Below are 17,860 nucleotides of genomic sequence, written 5' to 3'. Positions count from 1 at the left end.
TGGGAAATCCGCTCCGCCGGCGCACTAACTGTAGCAATGTTTCTGCGGAGACTCTTTAAGACCAGCTTCATGCGAAAAAGACCTCTTCGATTGTGATGGTCGATGTTGGAACCTCTTCCGCTTCGTCTGCGCCATCCATCAGCAGCACGGCATGACGTGAGCCTTGAGAGGCTGGTCGATCGACCAGAAGACAGCCCGTGCGATCCTGGTGACGGACTCTGATCGTCAGTGATGGGCTCATTGTCTCGTTTCGACGAACCGACGAGTGAGGGCGCCTTTCCGCGCTCGGTATTACAGGGTCCGTCTCTGTCGATCGCAATGCCACCCGCGGCCGACTTCGTTCTGCTTGAGCTCCAGAGGCACCTTCGCAATCAGCATGCGAACCGCGGCCTTCAGTCCGAATTTTATGAGCCAGCTGACGTGCGTGTGCATCGGTAAAACTCTCCTGCGCTGCGCATAAGGTCTCGATGGCGTTGGGCTGTTCGCGCCACGCTTGGAAGAGTTCATACACAGCACGGATTGACGAGCCGGCAAGCTTCGACCGGAGGAACTCCGGCATGCTCTGGACCGAGGCGTAGCGAGAAACCCAGTCCCTGGGCTTGCCGAGCTTGCGCGAGATGTCGGCCTGGCTATCGCCTAGCTCCAGACGGCCCGCGATGAACGCCGCAATTTCGGTGGCATTGAGGTCATGGCGCTGGATATTCTCGATCATCTGGACATAACGATCCGCAGAACCAACGGCCTGAATGAAAGCCGGGATGTCACGGAGCCCGGCGCGCTTGGCCGCACGATACCGCCTCGCACCCATGACGATCACGTACCGGCCTTCCTCGGTCGCTTGCCGCAGCACGATCGGTTGCAGCACGCCATGCTGAAGGACCGATTCCGCAAGCTCCTCGATCTTCTGCTCGTCGAAGCTGCGACGCGGCTGATCCGGGTCTTCGTCAATACGATCGATGGCGATGGAGGTGGGCTGCCCGGTTGGGGCGGCAACATCCTCCGCGGCATCAATGAGCTGCTTAAAGCTGAGATCAAGCGCCATGTGCCGTCTCGTCCATCTGCGCGACGATCTTGGCGAGAACATCGCGGATTTCCCGACCAGCCTCTTGCGCAGAGCGGCGCTTCAGCTTCCAGACCGGCAGACGTTCCGCGACGGCCTCAGCGTAGCCGTCTCTTGCAACGATCTGGCCCGGGAACACATATTTGCCAGCCTCGCGCAGGAGCTGCTCAAGATGCGTCCTTTGCCGGGGCGATTTCGTGTTGAAGTTCGAGGGCAGCAACCCGAGGAACTTCGTATCCTGGCGGCCATAGCGCCTCTGCACGCCGATCACGGTCTGCATTAGACCTTTGACTCCCTTGATCGAATAGTCCTCCAGATAGATGGGGGCCAGCACGTGCGACGCCGCAACCAAACAGCCGACACTGCGCAGCCCAAGCGATGGCGGCGTATCGATGACGCAGGCATCGAACTGATCCGACGCGATGGCGAGGTTTTCTTGCAGAGTCGTTATGGCGGCCGCATTGCTGCGATCGAGATCAGTCAGAGAGCTATCGGCCGGCGCGAGCGTCAGGCCTTCTTCTTCCCGAGGCACAATCCGTATCCCCGGTTTGAACAAATCCGCGGCCAACGTTGAACCGGCATACTGCCTTAACGTATCGGACGCATTGCTCTGCGCATCAACGTCGATGACTAGTACACGGAGGTGCGCTTCCGCCATGAACCAAGCCAAATGCACAGCAAGCGTCGTCTTGCCGACCCCGCCTTTTTGATTGTTGATGACAATGGTCTTCATCTTGAGGCCCGAAATGGGTCTAGCGGCGTGGGAGTCATGTCCTTGTCCTCATGTCGGGGGATGTTGGTTTGAACCAACAGACGATTGCGAATCCGACCACCGGAACGATCCCGAAATTCATCCGGCGAATCTCCTGCCAGAAGAGTCAGGTCAGCCCATAGCCGTCGAGGGAACAAATTCCGGAAAGCGAGACTGGAAATCGTGCTGGTTGCTGGACGACTGCTGTCGACACGGTCGCGAGAGGATCGTCACGCGAATGCGCGGAGACCGCTTGCGGGCTCCGGGAGCGTCGCCGCGGCGGCGCGAGTAGAGCCGTCCCGAAGGGGCTCGCCCAACCGCCCACTGCTGCAAGAGTGGATCCCGTGGATGCGAATTCTTCTGTGCGACGGCTATCTACATCGAGGAGAATACATTCCACCGAGCAAGTCGTGTCGCCGGCGCAAGCTCGTCTATGGCCGGCTGTTGCGATAAAGACGGCCGCAATTACAAGCCAAGCATTGCGACGGGCGTCCCGGCAGCGAGTCACTGTTGAGGAAAGGTTTGGCCGGCAAGGTTCGCGGCAACCTCCGGCGCAATTGACCCATCGATAAAATGATGGATCTGCCCGGTCGATTCATAAAACTCATTGGACGGCGCCTGCTAAGGAGCAAGAATCCGCCCATGCCGAAATCGCAACCAGAACCGCTTCATCAGCGCCGCATCGATGCCGGGCGCAATATGCGGCGGTTTTATGCATTGTCCACGCAGCCGACCCTGTTCGGAGAATGTCGCTGATCCGCAATTGGGGCCGGATCGGCACGAACGGCAAGACCATGATGCAGACCTTCGATGGCACTGCGAAGGCTGTCGAAGCATTCGGACGGCTGGAGCGCGCCAAGCGAAGGCGCGGTTATGCTGCAGTCGACGAAAAGCTGTCACGGTAGGCAATTTCTCGGGGATTACGGCTCTGGCCGTGATGCCGGCTCTATCTGTCCCACAGCCTTGATGTCAGACGAGCAAAATCGAAACTAGACGGAGCTCGTCCCATGACGACTGCCAACGAGATCGCGGAAACGATCGCAGCCGAGAACGACCTGACAAAGGCTCAGGCGAAAACGATCGTCGATAGCGTGTTCAAGGCGATCGCTGATGCGGCCGTAACCGGAGCCGAGACGAGCCTTCCCGGGTTTGGCAAGTTCAAGGTCAAGGATAGCCCCGCGCGTGAGGGCCGCAATCCGTCGACGGGCGCAACGATTGCGATCGCAGCTTCCAGGAAGCTGACGTTTACACCTGCTAAAGCCGTGAAAGATGTTCTGAACGGAGGAGCGGCCCCAAGCGACGGTGTGTCGTAAGACGCAAGACGAGGGGGCTTATGCCCTCTCCTCGGCCGCGAGCGCTTCGTCGCGTTGGCGGATGAGCTCGGCCAATTCGAGTTCGAGCGCCTTGCGCTCCGCCGGCGTGAATACGCAGTCGCGCAGCTCGGCGCGCAACTCTTCAATGGTGTCGATGGTCATGATCGCATCTCCAGTCGAAGGGAGCGGGCCCCGCCTCGCGGCGGAGCCCACTGGCTGAGCCTCAGTCCCGGTTGGGCCGGGACCAGATCAGCTGGAGACCTTCCGCACCTTCGACCTCGGTCAGGGTGGCGTAGATCGGGGCGGGGAAGCTCGGATCGTCCAGCTTGACGGAGAGGTAGTCGCGCTCAGTGTCCTTGGCGGTCTTCTGCCAGGCAGCACCCAGCTCGACGTTGCCTGAGTAGATGCGGAAGTGCGGTCCCTTGTCGGAAGGGTTCTCGACGCGGATCAGCTTGGCCTTGACGTTGAGGTTGAGCGTCTTGATCGCGCCGGAGAAGCCATTGCCGGTGGAGGTGAAGGTGCCGATGGTAGCCATTGTCTCATTCCCTTTGTTTTCTCGGGCCGCGCCTATCGCGACCTCGATGGCGGTCGTGAGACCGGAGGCGATCGACCTGCACCCAAAGGGCCGAAATGAAATGGAGGGCGGCCGGCAGCGACTTTCTTGGACCGCGAGGAATGGCGCGCAGCGCCAGGGGAAGAAAGTCGAGGACGGGCGTTGCAGGGATAAGATCGAGAGCCCGCAAAGCGGGATCGCCCTTCGGTCAGACCAGCCTCTATCGAGGACGCAGATGGGTGCGCCCGTCGCGAAAACACATGGAATGAAGACGGACGGCCCTATGCGCCATTCGGATCAAGGCAACGAGCGTCGCAGCGAAACGTCGTTCACCGTAAGCAGGCCACATAAGAGCCGGGTCATCACCTACCAGGGAAACTATCGCTGTCAGCAACGTCGGCGCACCTGTCGAAGCGGCCATCGCAAGATCGATAACGAGGCTGCCCACGTTCTCGCCATGCGGATGCAACCCGGTCCTCCGCATCCGTGCGACCGACACGCCCTGCGAGGCGTGAAACAGATGCTAGCGTCGGTGGACGGGCCGGCCGCCGAGTCCGGGACGATTCCGCCGGCACGCGCGATGGAACGCAGCTTGGCGTGCCGGTTGCAACGCCACAGCATTGGTGCGGGTTGTGAGCACGATCGAAGTCGACAGCGATCCGGCTGCCGGGCTCGATTTCGATCGGACGCTATTTGGCCGGTGCCGCAGCGGGCTGTCCGCCCACTTCCGAGCGGCGGGGTCGCGCAGCGGATCGTCCTCGCAGGCCACGCAGACGTAGCGCGGCTGGCCAGGCGCGACGTCGTCGGGCATCGCCGTCATCGGCTTCCCGCACTTCGGGCACAGCTTCCGGCTCGGGTAGAGCGGAGTCATGTTTTTTTCCTGCCGCGACCAGCTTAGTTCCCGGTGCGCCGCGAGCACAAGTAGATCGCCGAAACTTGTCCGCATGCACCAGAGCGCTTGACGCGGAACGCGTCTCGCACTGAAATCCGGTTTTCAGTGATGTTGCGGGGGTGGCGTCGTGGAAGAATTTTACAGGGGCTTCGCGCAGCGGGCGCGCGATCTGGCCGAGAACGCGGACCCGTTCACCAAGCGGCGGCTGCTCGACCTGGCCCAACGATACGATCTCAAGAGCAGACCGGGAGCCCCGGGCGGTCGGACCCTCCCGCCGCCGCGCGCGACGCCACCGACGGCGCTGTTTTCCGGCTCCGGCGAAGCTTAAGACTAGTCGGAGCGCGGCCCGGTCGTCGGTTTTCTATGTGTTCATCGACCGGTCCGGGTGTCGGCCACCCGCGGTCGCGGTGCTCGCGTTATCACAAGCTCACCCGTGCAGCATGAAACCGCGCACGCGCGCCGCGAAGGATCATCGCCTGCGCCGCGCGATCTCGTCAGCGACCATGCCCTCCGCCCGCACCAGCCGCTCATGCAGGGTCTCGAACATATCGAGGATGTCATCATTGGGTTCATTCTTGCCCTGCTCGATGGCTTCGGCGACGAGCTCATCGAGGGGCGTCTCCTTCAATTGGCCTTTCTCCAGAAGCTCTTCAAACAGACTATCGCCGCTCGGCTGCGGTTGCATGTGACCGTCGGAGTTGCACCAGACGGTGAATGTCTGTTGTCCCAGAACGGCGTGCTCGACCATCTCCGCATCCAAAGGAATCAGCGTCCCCCAGGCCTCGCCCGCCTCGTCCGCGAACCCCGCCACGTACATCCGTTGCTCCGCAGCCCCTTCATCACGAGGCTGGAGGAACGGCGTGAGGACGATTGGAGGGTGTTTTCCCATGACGATCTCTCCGAACGACTTTGCATCGACACAGCGCAGCAGCTGGGTCAGTGCGGGTATTTTCGATCACACGAAAAAGGCAAGGTCTGGGAACGGCGCCTCATCGTCTCACGCTCGCTGCTTGTCTCGCCGGCGAGAATTGATCTGCGCCATCAGTATCGGGCCAAGCGAAAATTCGCCGACCTCGGCTTTTCGCGTCAGACCGCGTAGATAACCGCCGGCGGAATTGATCGCCGTCCCGCGCTGCAGGATACACGCGACGACGATGGCTGCGGGCACCTCGCCCATAACCTTTTGCGCCTCCTCCCAAGCGCTCGGGCTGATGCCCAGCATCGATCGCACAACGGCCGCGGTAGCGAGGAAATCGCGCCAGTTCGAAACCCCGCCCTTCGCATAATCGACGATGTCCGGACACGCACTCAGGACCATTCCTAACGGATACGATCCCTCCCCGACTCGCGATGGTTGAGGTTTGGGCTCAGCTCTCGCCGCCCTGCCTTCTCGAAGGACAGGTTCAAGTTCAATAGGGGCGTCTGGATTTGAATTCTGTATGTGGCGCTCAGAATGGGACTCATTGGCGCTCGGATTCTTGGATTTGATGTGTGCTTCCAGAAGATTGAGCACGTCGTCGGCGAGCTGAGACAACTCGTCGGCGATCGGCTCAAGCTCCTGGCGCGTAGCCGTGCGCGGAATCTGGTCGACGATCGCGCGGAAGGCGGCGTGCACGACCTGCCAATCGGCAGGCCCCTGCCCTCCTCTTCGCGTCGGGACGGCTTCCTCGATGCCAGTTGCAATCATCTTCGCGATGTCGCGCCGGCACAGCGTAATGCGCTCTCGTACGAGCTTGAGTGCGCGGGCCTCGGCTTCGATATCGGCCGCCAGGCTCTCGAACTCCTCTGACCGCACGACCAGCGGCGACAGATCGAAGCCGAAGGCGAGCTCGATTTCGCCGGCGTCGTCCTTCCGCGCATACCGCTTGCCATTGGGACTGTCGCGCCGAACGATCAGCCCGGCGTCGACCAGCACAGCGAGATGACGCCGCAGCGTCGATGCCGGCATGCCGTGCGCTCGCCGAGTGAGTTGATGGTTCGAGGGGAAGACGATCAGATCGTCCTCCCCTGTCAGGGCGGTTTCGGGATGGAAGGTCAGCAGCGCATTCAGTACCGAGAGGGAGCGCTCCGACACGCCTAGGCGCGGCCGTGCCGTGCAGATGGCGTGGAAGATCTTCCACTTGTGCACGATCTTTTCGGGAGGACGTTCGGTTGTGACCATCTGGCTTGCCACATGGGCAAGCGTCAGCGATCGCCGCCCAAAGGGCGTCGTTGGAGAGTGTGACTGCATGTCTTTGCCTCAGCTGGGCAAAGAAAACCTGCTCGCCGAAACGGCGATAAAATCGCGTGGAAACTCTTGACTGCGATTCGCGAAAGTGATTCTCTGTCAGTCGCCAAACTTGAAGAGAAGGCTTCCGGAACTCCGTTTCGGGGGCCTTTTTTCTTTTCCCTTGTCTGCTCCTGGTTCGTGTTTACGGGACGAGGCCGTCAGGCCTCGGTAGTTTCCTGGCCGCCACTCGTCTTGGAAAAGGCGTCGAAGATGGCCGGGAGTTGGTCCACAAGAAATGCCGCGAATGTCGCCGAGACATTCTTGTCGATGGTAAGCTTCAATTCGCGCTCGACCTGACGCACGTGCGCAATCTTGTCCCCGGATGCGGAAAAGACTGGCTTCTCTTCCGATGGCTTCGATGTCCCCGCGGGAGATGGACGGCTTGCTGCTGAGAATGCTGCGAGAAATCGCGCGTCGGTTTCCCGCTCTGCAAATTTCGGGTCAGCGATCACCGCTCTGACACGTTTGAGCGACGCGGCATCCTTGAGTAATTCAGCGAAGGACTGCCAGCGGCCGCGGCCAACTTTCGGAGCCTTCCCGATTGCTCGAACGACTTCGGGTGGAACCGACCGAGCGACGGCAAGGAGTTTCGAAGCCTCAGCCCGATCGATCGACAACGCATCCTGCACGATTGACCGGCTATGCCCGGCATCTTCGATATGCATCGCGAAGCTGGCGCGCTCAATGAAACTCAAATCCTCGCGCGGTGCGTTCTCGAGTCCTTGCGCCACGACAAGGGCTTCATCTGACAGCGATCGCAGGATCGCTTTGACGGAAATACCCAATTCGCGCGTGGCGCGGACGCGGCGATGACCATACGCGCTTTGATAGCGCCCTTTTGCTTCAGGATGCTCCCGAACGAGAATGGGCACCTCTTGGCCACGCTGTGCTATCGACTGTTTGAGTGCTTCGAACGAGCTATCATCATTGTCGCGAAACCGGTCGGACAGGGGTGATGGATCAATAAGCGAAGGGTCGATTTCAAGGATCACAGCCCCAGACGCGATTCTTTCGCGAAGCTCCTCGTTCTCCTTCTCGACTTCGGAAAAAGAATCCTTCAACGAGCGGACCGAGCCCGACGAGACCCGCGGCAAGGCAGCGGGCACGTTGTCAGCTGACAACGTGCTTGATTGCGGGGCCGTGAAAAGGCTCTTGATAGTGTCAGTACGTTTGCTCATCGACCCCACACCTTCTTAAGAAGTTGCGCGATTTCGGCATTGACCGCGTCGACTGATTCCAACGCGCGGTCGTAGGCGCCCCGCCCTACCGCGCCGCGCTCCAGCTCATAAAGTGATTGCTTGGTGAGGCCAGCATTGGCGATTGCAGTCGATTTCCAAACAGTGGCCTGGAGCACATCCGATCCAAAGAGATTACGAAGGAGGGCCACGATTTGAGCTTCGGGCACGTCGTTGGGATCATGACGCGTGATGACGTACCGGATGAAGTCGTGGTCGAGTCGCCCGCCGGCTTCCTCGATGACGGACATGAGATCCGACGTCATGAGGAGAAATTGGCTCATGGATGCGACATCGACCATCTGCGGATGGATGGTCACGAGCATCGCGGTGGCCGCGTTTAGCGCGCCCATGGTCAGGTAACCAAGTTGGGGTGGGCAGTCGATAACGACGACATCGTAGTCGTCGGCAACCTGGTCGATGGCGCTGGCGACTCGGCGAAAGAACAGGTCGTGTCCGCGTTCACGCCGCTCGATCATTGCGCGAGGCGTGTGGTGCTCGAACTCCATCAGCTCAAGATTGCCCGGAACAAGACCTATCCCGTCAAAGTAGGTCGGCCGGACGATGTCGCGCATCGGCCGGCGGTGCTCGTCATACCGGATGGCACCGTAGAGAGTTTCATTCGCCCCAATATCAAACTCGGGCTGGTACCCGAACATCGCGGAGAGCGACGCTTGCGGATCGAGGTCAATGGCAAGGACCCGAAAGCCGGCAAGGGCGAGGTATTGGGAAAGATACAATGCCGTCGTCGTCTTGGCGGACCCGCCCTTGAAGTTGGCGACGGTGATAATTTGGAGCTTGTCGCCCGGCTGGCGGCGCGGGAGAAATTCCGACGCTTCTCGGGGCCGCGCCGTCGCTAGATACGCGCGCAGCTCATGAATCTGAGCCAGGGTATAGGATCGGCGGCCCCCAAGTCCGGTCGCTGGGGTCGGTCCAAGTCCGTCGAGGGAGAGCTGTCGGAGATAACCATCGGAGACGCGGACAATTCGCGCAACCTCCCCTGAGGAGAACGAGCGGAGAGACTTACTGGCTGAAGGCGGGAAAAGCGTTGTCGCCAGCGAGCGAAGCTGGCCGGAAAGAATGCCGGCGTGCCGGGTGATCCGGGCAGACGCAGTCTCGCTCATGGTAAGTGAATCTTCCGCTAAGCTCGGCATTTGCTTTCTCAAGACGGTTTCTGCGCGTCAGACGCCTGATCTCCGTCTTGAGAGATGGCCACGATTCTATGATTTGAGCAAGAATTAAAGGGTTAACGAGTTGTTAACGCCCAATGGCGCGCTGCCCACAAGCAATGGCGCTTTTCGGTGCATCGTGCGGCTGTTGTCAGCTGACAACAAAGCCTCCAGCGACCGGGCGGAACTCTACTTTAGCATGAGTCGGCGCCCCCCCGCTCCCTCCGCTGCATCGAAAGGTGCAACCATGGTGCGTCTTCTCGATCAAAGAGACCCTGCCGCGCAGCTCCGCAAAGTGCTCCGAACCGTCCCCCTCCCCCACTCTTGCCAGCGCGGGCCGCCGCGACATTATTCACCGCAGATGATGTGATGGCACGCTGCATCCAGCCCCCTTCAACCCGCTTCAGCCGCCCTCGTCAGCGACACGGGCCTTTCAGCGCCCACGTTGGACGGGCGAAGAGTCGGCAAAGTCGGCTCACTATTCCCGAGCCGTCGCAGATGAATCGAGGGCTTCCCCGCCAACGCTGTACCGCCGCCGGGCAAACACGCTGTCGACGCTTCGGTCCGGATCTGCTGGACATGCCCCGCCCGGCGCGCGGCGAGCGGATATTCGAGGCAGTCTTCCAAAATACCATCGTCGCCGAAGTCTCACAAATTCACGACGCTGGATAAACGCCTCTTGCAACGGGGACTTTCTGCGGCGGCGCCACGTTCCCGTACGCCGCCACCGGCGGGTCCTGGATGCCATCCCGTTCGCGACCGCGACCGGATAGGCGACCTGGACTCGGTTCGCCACCTCGGCCGGGCACGACCAAGCAGCAGAGAACTGGCCTCGCCCGGCTCAATTGTAATGGCAGTGACTTGACCCGGCTTCGGACAGTCGGCCGAGGCGACGTCCATCGCCAAGCTTGAGATGCGCTTGGTTCGGCGCATTCGCACGCAGGGGCGCGGCATCGCTGGAGTTAGGGATGGGGCCATCACATGCGACATTGGGATGACCCGGTCGAGGGGTGAATCGACCTCGCGGCGGACTGTCCTAATCGAGTTCAACAAGACGAGGCGCCCAGTGCCGAAGGCCAGCCGCTCCTTTGGATAGCAAGCAGCAAAGCAGCCGCACCGAGCCTCGGCCCGATGGGAGATCCGCCGAGATCCGAGCTGCGAGCCACTCCAACATAGCGACATCGGACGGGCGGAACTCTTGCCAGATAACAGCGCCCCGGGAAGAGGTTGTTGTCAGCTGACAACAGGGGGCTTGCCTGGGATGGATGTTGTCAGCTGACAACATCTCCCTGTTGCGCTGGCTCCCAATGCCATTCAGCACAGGCTCGCGGGAAGCACCAAAGAGGAGGGGTGGCATTCATAGAATGCTAACCTTAAAAATTCGGCCTCGGACGAGTTTCGCGCCAAGCTTCGAGATAGGCGAGGTCCGAGGCCAGCGCCCGCAGACTATTCTCGCCATGCCCTCGCGCGCGAGGTGCTTCAGCGTTTCGACGTCGTCGTCGGTCAGGAGCGCGGCTAGCCGGTCGCGCCGTTCCATCGGCAGGATCGAGGCCAGCGCGTCGAGCTGTAGGGCCCGCCGGGTTTCGGGGTCGGAGACCAGTGCGCGGGAGGTGATGCTGTCCATCGCCCCGTCCTCAAAACCCATAGGTCCGGTCGGCCCATCGGAGCAGCACGCGCGCGTCGCGATCGGGCAGACGCACACGTTGCTCCTTCAGGCCTTGCGCGATCGCCTGACCTACGTCGGGGTCGACCCAATGGCCGTGGGTCATCAGGAAAAACCAGCCGAACGGGAGCCCGAGCTCACGGTCGACCGCCTCGATCCGGTCCATCAGGAGATGCACCGACGCGTCTGGCGTCGGCAGCAGCCGCTCTTGGGGCGGCTGCAAGGGCCGCGGGATGAACCCGATCTCACGCTCGCCCTTGTAGGTGTAGTCGCGAACATCTAGCGCCCAATGCGCAAAGACACGCTGCCTACCCGCGCTCGAGTCCTCCCAGTCGCGAAAGAAGCGAATCTCCCGCGGCACGTAGTCGAACCAGTCGGGGACCGCCTCCAGGAAAGGCGTCTCGCGCGTACCGTCGGGACCGACCTCGCGGATAACCCGCCGCTCCATCTCGGGCCGCTTGGCCTCTCGCTTCTCGCGCTCGATGCGGCCGCAGCGCTCCAGAAAACTACGGATATGGACGAAAGCGCCGCCGGCGCGGTCAAGCAAGCGGTAAAGGGGGCCGGCGAGGCGGTCCCTCTCTGGCGGCTGATCCCGGCGGGGCCAGCTTGGATCGAGCAGTTCCTCTTCGCCCCGGGGTCGATAGTCGGGATTGACGATCGGGGCGGCCTGCCACTCGCTTTCACGGCCGAGCGCGATCTGGATGTAATCGGCTGCGCCGGGTCCGGTCGGCGCGAAGACGAACGCGCTGGTACCGCGCCATTCGGTGATCAGGAGATCCGTCTCCTTGAGGCGCCGCCACAGCGCGTCAATGTCGCCGTCATCCTTGGCAAGCTCGCCTGTCATCCATGGCCGCAGTTCGCCGATCCGCGTGCCATCCGGTCGAATGACCGAACGGGTGTCGCGCCAGTAGTCATCGTCGATCCGCGCGGCGCTGAACTGAAAGCCTGGGAAGGCGTGGGCGAGGGCTGGGACGAGGTCGTCGTCAGCGGAGGCCGGGTCGAGGTTTGCTAGGACGGCCTCGATGGAACCAGCGTCGGGAGACGGAGAGGGGAGGCGTTCATTGAAAATTAACCATAAAAGCCACCTCATATGCCGCGAAGGCCGCGCGTCTTAGCGGGATTGCCGCGATTTCCGTAGCGCGCGATCGGCAGGCTGCGCCCCGTCGCCTTGAGCGGGGGCCGAATCGGCGGGGCCCAGGACCTTGGTGGCCCTGCCAACGGCGTAACCGGCTCTTCCTTCTGTGTATCCGAGGTGATATATACGGATACACGATACGATCTAGAGGAACGCGTCATGGCTTTCCACATCAAGAACCCGGAGACCGACGCGCTCGCCCGCAAGGTCGCGGCGCTGAAAAATATCGGCCTCACCGAAGCGGTGCACGCGGCACTCGCCCATGAGCTCGAGCGCGAGCAGGGCAAGCCGTCCTTGGTCGACCTCGGCATCCAATTCTGCCGGGATCTCCGCGCCAGGGGCAACCCTGTCAAGGGACAGCCGGCCGACAAAGCGTTCCGCGACAGCCTGTACGAGGACGATTGATGTTCATCGACGCCTCGGCCTTGACCGCGCTGCTGACCGACGAGGACGAGGCGCGGGAGCTTTTGGCCCGCCTGCAGCGGACCGGGACGCGTCTGACGTCGCCGTTGGCGGTGTGGGAGGCGGGGGTCGCGGTGGCGCGGGTTCTTAATCTTTCGGTCAGCGCCGCCGCGGAAGCGGTCGACGGCTATCTGGCGCTGATGGAAATCGCCGTGGTGGCGGTGCCGCCGGAGACGGCGCGGATCGCATTGGATGCCTTCGACCGGTTCGGCAAGGGCCGGCATCCGGCGAGCCTCAATTTTGGGGACTGTTTTGCCTATGCCTGTGCCCGGCATCTGGGGCAGCCCTTGATGTTCAAGGGCGGCGATTTTCCGCAGACCGACATCGAGGCCGCCTGAGGCGGCCGCCAGGCCGTCCCTGCAACCGGAAGGGCAGGGGACTTTGTCTTCCGGAACGGCAAAGCGCCTCAGCATGGCGGGCTCACGGGCCGATCGGGTGCCCAGACGATGCGATGTCCGGGGCTCCCCAGAGCTCAGACTCGCTGATTTGCGCCGTGACGTCCAACCCTATCGATAAGGGGTGGTTATCGATAGTGAGAGGTGGCCGGGAACATGCCTCGCTATGACGGAACCCAAAGCTGTGTTAGCTTCCGTTTCGGTGATTCCTGTTAAGGTTATCAAGACCTTGTCGCCCAGCTACAAAATCCCCGATCCGCTGCCCTGGGCCCAGCTCGCCGGTCCGCTCGCCGCCGCCGAAGATGCGCTCGCCCGCCTCGACGAGCGGCTGGCCAGAAGTCCGATCCGCGAGGGTTGGGTCGCCCGCACCCATTATACCGATGCCTGCGCCAGTCTGTGGCTGGAAGGTGAGCTCGTCCATCTCGAAGATCTGGTTCTCCACGACGCCGGCATGGATATCCGCGCCCCGACCCACGAGCTGACCCGAGCCCGGGCCGTGCTGCGGACGCGCCGTCGCATCGCCGACGCCAAACCCGGCTGGGCGCTGTCGGTCGCCGGCCTTGCTGGCTTGCGCGGCCGGGAAGGGGAGGACGACCGGGAAACGGCGAGGGGAGACGAGCGCGACGACGCCGAATTCGACGGTGACGACGAGGCCGGTATCGACGGTCAGCCCGGGCTCATCGAGACGGACCAGCGCCTTGCGGCCGCCTTCGCCGCGGTCGACGCCGCGATGGTCCGCGCGGAGCAGACGTTAGCCGGCGAGGGCCGCCCCCGGACGGAGCGCGATCCGCTGGTCTACGATCCCGACTGGGACGAAGACGCCCGGATCGAGGACTGGCGCGCCACCCTCGACCAGACTCGCCCCCTGCCCCCGACCTTGGCGGCGGCGATCGCAGCGGAGGCTTGGGACCAGATTGCACCGCTACAGCATACGCCCTGGCTCGGCCGGCTGCTCGCAGCTAGCGTGTTGCGCGATCGCGGCAAGTCCCGCTGGCATCTGCCATGCCTGCACGAGGGGCTGAAGGCGATCCCGCGTGAACGCCGACGGCCGCGCGACGCTGCGGCGCGACTCGCCGTCCAGCTCGAGGCGATCACCGCTGCTGCCGCGGCCGGCCTCAAGGACCACGATCGCTGGCTGAACCAGCGCACCCTGCTTACCCGCAAACTCAACGGCCGCCGCACCACCTCCCGGCTGCCGGCACTCTTGGACTACGTGCTGACCCGCCCAATTGTCTCGGCCGGCATGATCGCCAAGGAACTTGGCATCACGCCGCGCGCCGCGCAGGACCTGGTGGCCGAGCTCGGCTTGCGCGAGGCGACCGGACGGGGACGCTATCGGGCGTGGGGGATTCTCTGAAAGGCCGCCCCCTGCTTGGGCTGTCCGAAGTTTGCATATGTATTTCGGACATCCAATTTGCCATCTGTGGCCGTCGGCCATTTGCGTTGTTTAAATCGGGCAGTAACCCCATCGTGAAACACTTCGATTGAGGTTATGATTCGTCCCACAGGGGAAAGTAAAGCAGAGCCATGGCCCGCGGGGAGTTGATGAAGAAATTGCTGGCCAGCTACGGTCGGGACGACGAGTTCCGCGCCGTGGCAGAGCAAATCATCGACGAGGAGGAGAAGAAGAATAATCGCGCTCTGGCACGGAGCCTGCGCAAGACGCTCGAGGCTGGCCCGAGCCGGCCGAGCGGTCCCAAGGCGCTCGCGCCCCTCATTCCCTTTCCCGAGGCGGCGGCGGATTTTATCGAGCGGGTTGAGCCGCGGCACAGCCGGAACGACATCGTCCTGGGCGCGACGAACGCGCGCGTGCTGCTTGGCCTCGTCAAAGAGTTTCGCCGCGCCGATGAAATTCGGCGCCACGGCCTCAGGGTGCGCTCGAAACTCCTGTTCTGCGGGCCGCCGGGCTGCGGCAAGACGCTGTGCGCGGAGATTTTCGCCGCGGAGCTTGGACTACCGCTCTTTCTCGTCAAGCTTGACCGGCTGATCTCGTCCTACTTGGGTGAGACGGCCGGCAATGTCCGCAAGATTTTCGAGTTCGCCCGCAAGCAACCGTGCGTTCTGTTTTTTGACGAGTTCGACGCGCTGGCGCGCTCGCGCGATGACAGCAGCGAGCACAATGAGCTGCGCCGCGTCGTCAACAGCTTGTTGTTGTTCATCGACCACATCCAGCCGAAGGGCTTCTTGATCGCCGCGACGAACCTGGACCGATCGCTCGATCCGGCGGTCTGGCGGCGGTTCGACGAAGTCGTCTGGTTCGACAAACCTGGCCGGTCGATGATCGGGCGATTCTTGCGGTTGAAGTTCAAGAATGTCGACCTCACCTTCGATCCGATGCAGCATGCCGCTGCGCTGGAAGGCTATTCCTACGCCGAGATCGAGCGGGTCTGCACGCAGGCGGTCAAGTCGATGATCATCGACCGCCGCAAGCAGATGCAGGAACGCGATTTCAATCGCGCCTTGGAAGATGAGGCGCGGCGCCGAGCAGGACAGTCTCGCCTCGCGCCGACGAGCTAGGCGCATCGTGGCACGCTACGATCATCTTGAGCTTGTCCGGCTCCCCGAACAATTCGAGCGCCGCAAACACGGCGGCGGCGGGCCTCCGCCAACACGCGATCGCGACCAGCACAGCACGAAACTGCGCGACGAACTCGATGCGGCGACGCAGGCGCAGAGAGGCCGGCGAAAGCCTGAATTCGTCGATCCCTCTCTGATCCTGCGCGTGCAAATGACGGGCGCCCTGCTTGAGGAGGACTGGGAGCGTTTGGGGCTTACGGTCTTGTCGAGCGATGCGGACCGCACGCTCGTTCTGTTCTCTTCAAACGAAGACATGCAGGACTTCCGCGCCCGCCTCGATGCCTACCAGCGCGGCGCGCCGCCCGGCCAGAAGCACGCCCCGTACAACAGTTTCGTCGCAGGGATCGAGAGGATTGGGTCCGTCGAGCCCCGGGACCGGATTGGTTCGCGCTTCCAGGAGGAAGGGTTTGCGGACTTCAACGACTTTGTGCCCCAAACATCCTACCTGGTCGATATCGAGCTTTGGGACCTCGGCGAGCGCCGTCTGCGGGAACGCAAGATCGAGGAGGTCATCCGTTACGTCGAGGCCCGGGCCGGCGATGTCTTGGATCGCTACATCGGTCCCTCGATCAGCATGTTTCGCGCGCGCCTGACGGGCGAGCTCATTCGTACCCTGCTAACGATTGAGGAGGTAGCGACGGTCGATCTGCCACCGGCGCCGGATGTAACGACGGCGGAAGCACTCGACCTGACGCTGGCCGAAGCTCCCGCGCTGAACGCGCTTGCCGAGGACGCGCCGCTCATCGGCATCATCGACAGCGGCGTCAACGATCACCCGTTCTTGGCGGATATTGTCGCCGGCGCGATCGGCGTTCCCGCCGATCTCGGCACGGCAGACGTTTGGGGTCACGGCACCCGGGTCGCCGGCGTCGCCGTGTTTGGCGACCTGCGCGCACAGCTCGCCGCCGGCGCATTGCAACGCGGCGCCCGTATCTGTGCGGCGAAGGTCGTGAACGATCGGGGTGACTTTGATGATCGCCGCCTCGTGCCCTCCCAGATGCGCGAGGCGATCACGACGCTGAACCTGCGCTTCGGCTGTCGGATCTTCGTCGTGGCCCTGGCCGACCGCCGACGCGTTTTCGATGGCGGAAAGGTGGGGACGTGGGCGGCCACGCTCGATGAACTGGCGCGTGAGCTCGACGTCGTCATCATCGTCTCCTCCGGAAACCGCAGCCCGCGAGGCGGCAATCGTCTGGAACAGGCGGTGACCGAATATCCGCGCTATCTTCTGGAGGACGCCAATCGATTCTTCGAACCCGCCGGCGCATTGAATGTGATCACCGTCGGCGCGCTCGCGCATGGCGAGGGTCTCGATCCGGATCGGGCCGAGGATGTGGGCGTGCGCCCGATCACGCTCTTGCATGAGCCGGCGCCGTTTTCCCGGATCGGACCTGGTCCTGGCGGGGCGACGAAGCCCGACGTGGTCGAGATCGGCGGCACGCTGATCTTCGACCCCATCGTCGCGCGTCTGCGGGGCGGGGAGGATGTCGGCAGCGCAGGCGTCCTGACGCTGTATCACAGCTATCTTGATCGCCTGTTCACGGCCGGTTCGGGCACATCCTATGCCGCCCCACGAGTTGCGTTCAGCGCCGCCCAGATCCTGACGCGCTTCCCGCAGGCCTCAGCCAATCTGGTGCGCGCGCTCATCGTAGGTTCCGCGGAAATCCCGCAGCCGGCCCAGGAGCGGCTTCAGCTGCTTGGTGTGGACGCGACGCGCGCGATCTGCGGGCACGGCCTCGTCGATCTGGAACGCGCGGCGTTTTCCGACGACGCGCGCGTCACGCTCTACGCAGAAGACGAGCTCGCCCTCGACCATTTTGCCGTTTATCGCATTCCAATTCCCGAAGCGTTTCAAGCGGGAAATGGGGAACGCTGCATTCGCGTGACGCTGGCGTTTGATCCACCGGTGCGACACACACGAACCGATTATGCAGGTGTCGGGATGAGCTTCCGGCTGATTCGGGGCTGCCAACCTGATCTGATCTTTGAGCACTATCGAAAGCGCGAGCAGGACGATGGTCCATTTCCGGAGCTCGCCGGGAGATACAATTGCAATCTCGTTCCAGGTCCCCAGGCGAGGGAGAAGGGGACCGTCCAATCCGCCACCGTCACGTTCAAACGTGGCATCGAGGACTATGGGGATAGCTACTATCTTGTCGTGCGCTGCGAAAGCGGCTGGGCCACCCATGTCGATCGGCAGCAATTCGCCGTGGTCATCGAGCTCTTGCAGAAGGACGAAGTGCAGCTCTACGAAAGAGTGCGGCAGCGGCTGCGTCTTCAGGCGTGACGCACCGACAGAATGCCGGCAGCACGCGACCGACGTGAAACGTCGAGCTTAGCCTTGATCCCCTTGATTGAGGCCGCCGCGGTTTTGCTGACTGGGAGT

General features: G+C 62.6%; 17 protein-coding genes and 2 pseudogenes. 8 read left to right on the top strand and 11 right to left on the bottom strand.

Annotated features, from left to right (window positions below):
• Positions 1-67 precede the first annotated feature (67 nt).
• On the bottom strand, positions 68-1,042 hold the full coding sequence (locus K410_RS0134610) for a ParB/RepB/Spo0J family partition protein (RefSeq protein WP_024342291.1): 975 nt from the start codon (positions 1,040-1,042) through the stop codon (positions 68-70).
• Positions 1,032-1,793 carry a ParA family protein gene (locus tag K410_RS0134605; RefSeq protein WP_024342292.1) on the bottom strand — a complete coding sequence of 254 codons (762 nt, stop codon included), beginning with the start codon at positions 1,791-1,793 and terminating at the stop codon, positions 1,032-1,034. The genes K410_RS0134610 and K410_RS0134605 overlap by 11 nt, the downstream gene beginning before the upstream one ends.
• A 660-nt stretch (positions 1,794-2,453) precedes the next feature.
• Here K410_RS0134605 and K410_RS0134600 point away from each other — a divergent pair.
• Together K410_RS0134600 and K410_RS0134595 are read left to right on the top strand one after the other, a co-directional pair.
• Positions 2,454-2,716, top strand: a pseudogene (locus tag K410_RS0134600) (WGR domain-containing protein).
• A gap of 102 nt (positions 2,717-2,818) precedes the next feature.
• Positions 2,819-3,124, top strand: coding sequence for an HU family DNA-binding protein (locus tag K410_RS0134595; RefSeq protein WP_024342293.1), 306 nt, complete (start codon positions 2,819-2,821; stop codon positions 3,122-3,124).
• 18 nt (positions 3,125-3,142) lie between these two features.
• Here the strand turns inward: K410_RS0134595 and K410_RS40725 are convergent, their stop codons facing one another.
• The 3 genes from K410_RS40725 to K410_RS38975 all read right to left on the bottom strand — a co-directional run bounded on the left by K410_RS40725 (position 3,143) and on the right by K410_RS38975 (position 4,548).
• Positions 3,143-3,286: a hypothetical protein gene (locus K410_RS40725; RefSeq protein ID WP_196232455.1), complete on the bottom strand. Its 144-nt coding sequence runs from the start codon at positions 3,284-3,286 to the stop codon at positions 3,143-3,145.
• A gap of 61 nt (positions 3,287-3,347) precedes the next feature.
• Complete coding sequence (locus K410_RS0134585; RefSeq protein ID WP_018273795.1) at positions 3,348-3,659, bottom strand: DUF736 domain-containing protein; 312 nt, start codon at positions 3,657-3,659, stop codon at positions 3,348-3,350.
• Positions 3,660-4,200: 541 nt separating this feature from the next.
• A complete protein-coding gene (locus K410_RS38975) occupies positions 4,201-4,548 on the bottom strand; it encodes a hypothetical protein (RefSeq protein WP_024342294.1) in 348 nt (115 codons plus the stop codon).
• Positions 4,549-4,696: 148 nt separating this feature from the next.
• Between K410_RS38975 and K410_RS0134580 the strand changes: the two genes are divergently transcribed.
• The gene (locus K410_RS0134580; RefSeq protein ID WP_024342295.1) at positions 4,697-4,897 is read left to right on the top strand and encodes a hypothetical protein; all 201 of its coding nucleotides are present in this window, start codon (positions 4,697-4,699) and stop codon (positions 4,895-4,897) included.
• 141 nt (positions 4,898-5,038) lie between these two features.
• Here K410_RS0134580 and K410_RS0134575 read toward each other — a convergent pair whose 3' ends face one another.
• The 6 genes and pseudogenes from K410_RS0134575 to K410_RS0134550 all read right to left on the bottom strand — a co-directional run bounded on the left by K410_RS0134575 (position 5,039) and on the right by K410_RS0134550 (position 11,995).
• Positions 5,039-5,458, bottom strand: coding sequence for a hypothetical protein (locus K410_RS0134575; RefSeq protein ID WP_024342296.1), 420 nt, complete (start codon positions 5,456-5,458; stop codon positions 5,039-5,041).
• 108 nt (positions 5,459-5,566) lie between these two features.
• A complete protein-coding gene (repC, locus tag K410_RS0134570; protein WP_024342297.1) occupies positions 5,567-6,799 on the bottom strand; it encodes a plasmid replication protein RepC in 1,233 nt (410 codons plus the stop codon).
• 197 nt (positions 6,800-6,996) lie between these two features.
• Complete coding sequence (gene repB, locus K410_RS0134565) at positions 6,997-8,016, bottom strand: plasmid partitioning protein RepB (protein WP_024342298.1); 1,020 nt, start codon at positions 8,014-8,016, stop codon at positions 6,997-6,999.
• The gene (gene repA, locus K410_RS0134560) at positions 8,013-9,227 is read right to left on the bottom strand and encodes a plasmid partitioning protein RepA (RefSeq protein WP_024342299.1); all 1,215 of its coding nucleotides are present in this window, start codon (positions 9,225-9,227) and stop codon (positions 8,013-8,015) included. The genes repB and repA overlap by 4 nt, the downstream gene beginning before the upstream one ends.
• 1,418 nt (positions 9,228-10,645) lie before the next feature.
• Positions 10,646-10,866, bottom strand: a pseudogene (locus K410_RS0134555) (integrase); the annotation flags it as partial.
• 10 nt (positions 10,867-10,876) lie between these two features.
• Complete coding sequence (locus K410_RS0134550; RefSeq protein ID WP_024342301.1) at positions 10,877-11,995, bottom strand: hypothetical protein; 1,119 nt, start codon at positions 11,993-11,995, stop codon at positions 10,877-10,879.
• A gap of 204 nt (positions 11,996-12,199) precedes the next feature.
• On the opposite strand from K410_RS0134550, the gene K410_RS0134545 reads away from it, so the two are divergent.
• From K410_RS0134545 to K410_RS37690, 5 genes are all read left to right on the top strand, one after another.
• Positions 12,200-12,445 (top strand): type II toxin-antitoxin system VapB family antitoxin, encoded by a 246-nt coding sequence (locus K410_RS0134545; protein ID WP_024342302.1) that lies wholly within the window; start codon positions 12,200-12,202, stop codon positions 12,443-12,445.
• Positions 12,445-12,840, top strand: coding sequence for a type II toxin-antitoxin system VapC family toxin (locus tag K410_RS0134540; RefSeq protein WP_024342303.1), 396 nt, complete (start codon positions 12,445-12,447; stop codon positions 12,838-12,840). Before K410_RS0134545 ends, K410_RS0134540 begins: the two co-directional genes overlap by 1 nt.
• 223 nt (positions 12,841-13,063) lie before the next feature.
• Complete coding sequence (locus tag K410_RS0134535) at positions 13,064-14,254, top strand: RHE_PE00001 family protein (RefSeq protein ID WP_196236098.1); 1,191 nt, start codon at positions 13,064-13,066, stop codon at positions 14,252-14,254.
• A 170-nt stretch (positions 14,255-14,424) separates the two neighbouring features.
• A complete protein-coding gene (locus K410_RS0134530; RefSeq protein ID WP_024342305.1) occupies positions 14,425-15,414 on the top strand; it encodes an AAA family ATPase in 990 nt (329 codons plus the stop codon).
• Positions 15,415-15,421: 7 nt separating this feature from the next.
• Positions 15,422-17,761: a S8 family peptidase gene (locus K410_RS37690; RefSeq protein WP_035698962.1), complete on the top strand. Its 2,340-nt coding sequence runs from the start codon at positions 15,422-15,424 to the stop codon at positions 17,759-17,761.
• The last annotated feature ends 99 nt before the right edge of the window (positions 17,762-17,860 follow it).

Origin of the sequence: Bradyrhizobium sp. 22 (genome assembly GCF_000482425.1) — a bacterium.
Classification (GTDB): Bacteria; Pseudomonadota; Alphaproteobacteria; order Rhizobiales; family Xanthobacteraceae; genus Bradyrhizobium; species Bradyrhizobium japonicum_B.
Note: the sequence above shows the minus strand (reverse complement) of the source record. Positions and strands in the feature narration are given on the sequence as shown.

What these genes read in the sequence shown, in the direction of transcription:
- K410_RS0134610 (WP_024342291.1), bottom strand. Translation starts at nt 1,042, where the DNA reads ATGGCGCTTGATCTCAGCTTTAAGCAGCTCATTGATGCCGCGGAGGAT.
- K410_RS0134605 (WP_024342292.1), bottom strand. Translation starts at nt 1,793, where the DNA reads ATGAAGACCATTGTCATCAACAATCAAAAAGGCGGGGTCGGCAAGACG.
- K410_RS0134595 (WP_024342293.1), top strand. Translation starts at nt 2,819, where the DNA reads ATGACGACTGCCAACGAGATCGCGGAAACGATCGCAGCCGAGAACGAC.
- K410_RS40725 (WP_196232455.1), bottom strand. Translation starts at nt 3,286, where the DNA reads ATGACCATCGACACCATTGAAGAGTTGCGCGCCGAGCTGCGCGACTGC.
- K410_RS0134585 (WP_018273795.1), bottom strand. Translation starts at nt 3,659, where the DNA reads ATGGCTACCATCGGCACCTTCACCTCCACCGGCAATGGCTTCTCCGGC.
- K410_RS38975 (WP_024342294.1), bottom strand. Translation starts at nt 4,548, where the DNA reads ATGACTCCGCTCTACCCGAGCCGGAAGCTGTGCCCGAAGTGCGGGAAG.
- K410_RS0134575 (WP_024342296.1), bottom strand. Translation starts at nt 5,458, where the DNA reads ATGGGAAAACACCCTCCAATCGTCCTCACGCCGTTCCTCCAGCCTCGT.
- repC (WP_024342297.1), bottom strand. Translation starts at nt 6,799, where the DNA reads ATGCAGTCACACTCTCCAACGACGCCCTTTGGGCGGCGATCGCTGACG.
- repB (WP_024342298.1), bottom strand. Translation starts at nt 8,016, where the DNA reads ATGAGCAAACGTACTGACACTATCAAGAGCCTTTTCACGGCCCCGCAA.
- repA (WP_024342299.1), bottom strand. Translation starts at nt 9,227, where the DNA reads ATGCCGAGCTTAGCGGAAGATTCACTTACCATGAGCGAGACTGCGTCT.
- K410_RS0134550 (WP_024342301.1), bottom strand. Translation starts at nt 11,995, where the DNA reads ATGAGGTGGCTTTTATGGTTAATTTTCAATGAACGCCTCCCCTCTCCG.
- K410_RS0134545 (WP_024342302.1), top strand. Translation starts at nt 12,200, where the DNA reads ATGGCTTTCCACATCAAGAACCCGGAGACCGACGCGCTCGCCCGCAAG.
- K410_RS0134540 (WP_024342303.1), top strand. Translation starts at nt 12,445, where the DNA reads ATGTTCATCGACGCCTCGGCCTTGACCGCGCTGCTGACCGACGAGGAC.
- K410_RS0134535 (WP_196236098.1), top strand. Translation starts at nt 13,064, where the DNA reads ATGACGGAACCCAAAGCTGTGTTAGCTTCCGTTTCGGTGATTCCTGTT.
- K410_RS0134530 (WP_024342305.1), top strand. Translation starts at nt 14,425, where the DNA reads ATGGCCCGCGGGGAGTTGATGAAGAAATTGCTGGCCAGCTACGGTCGG.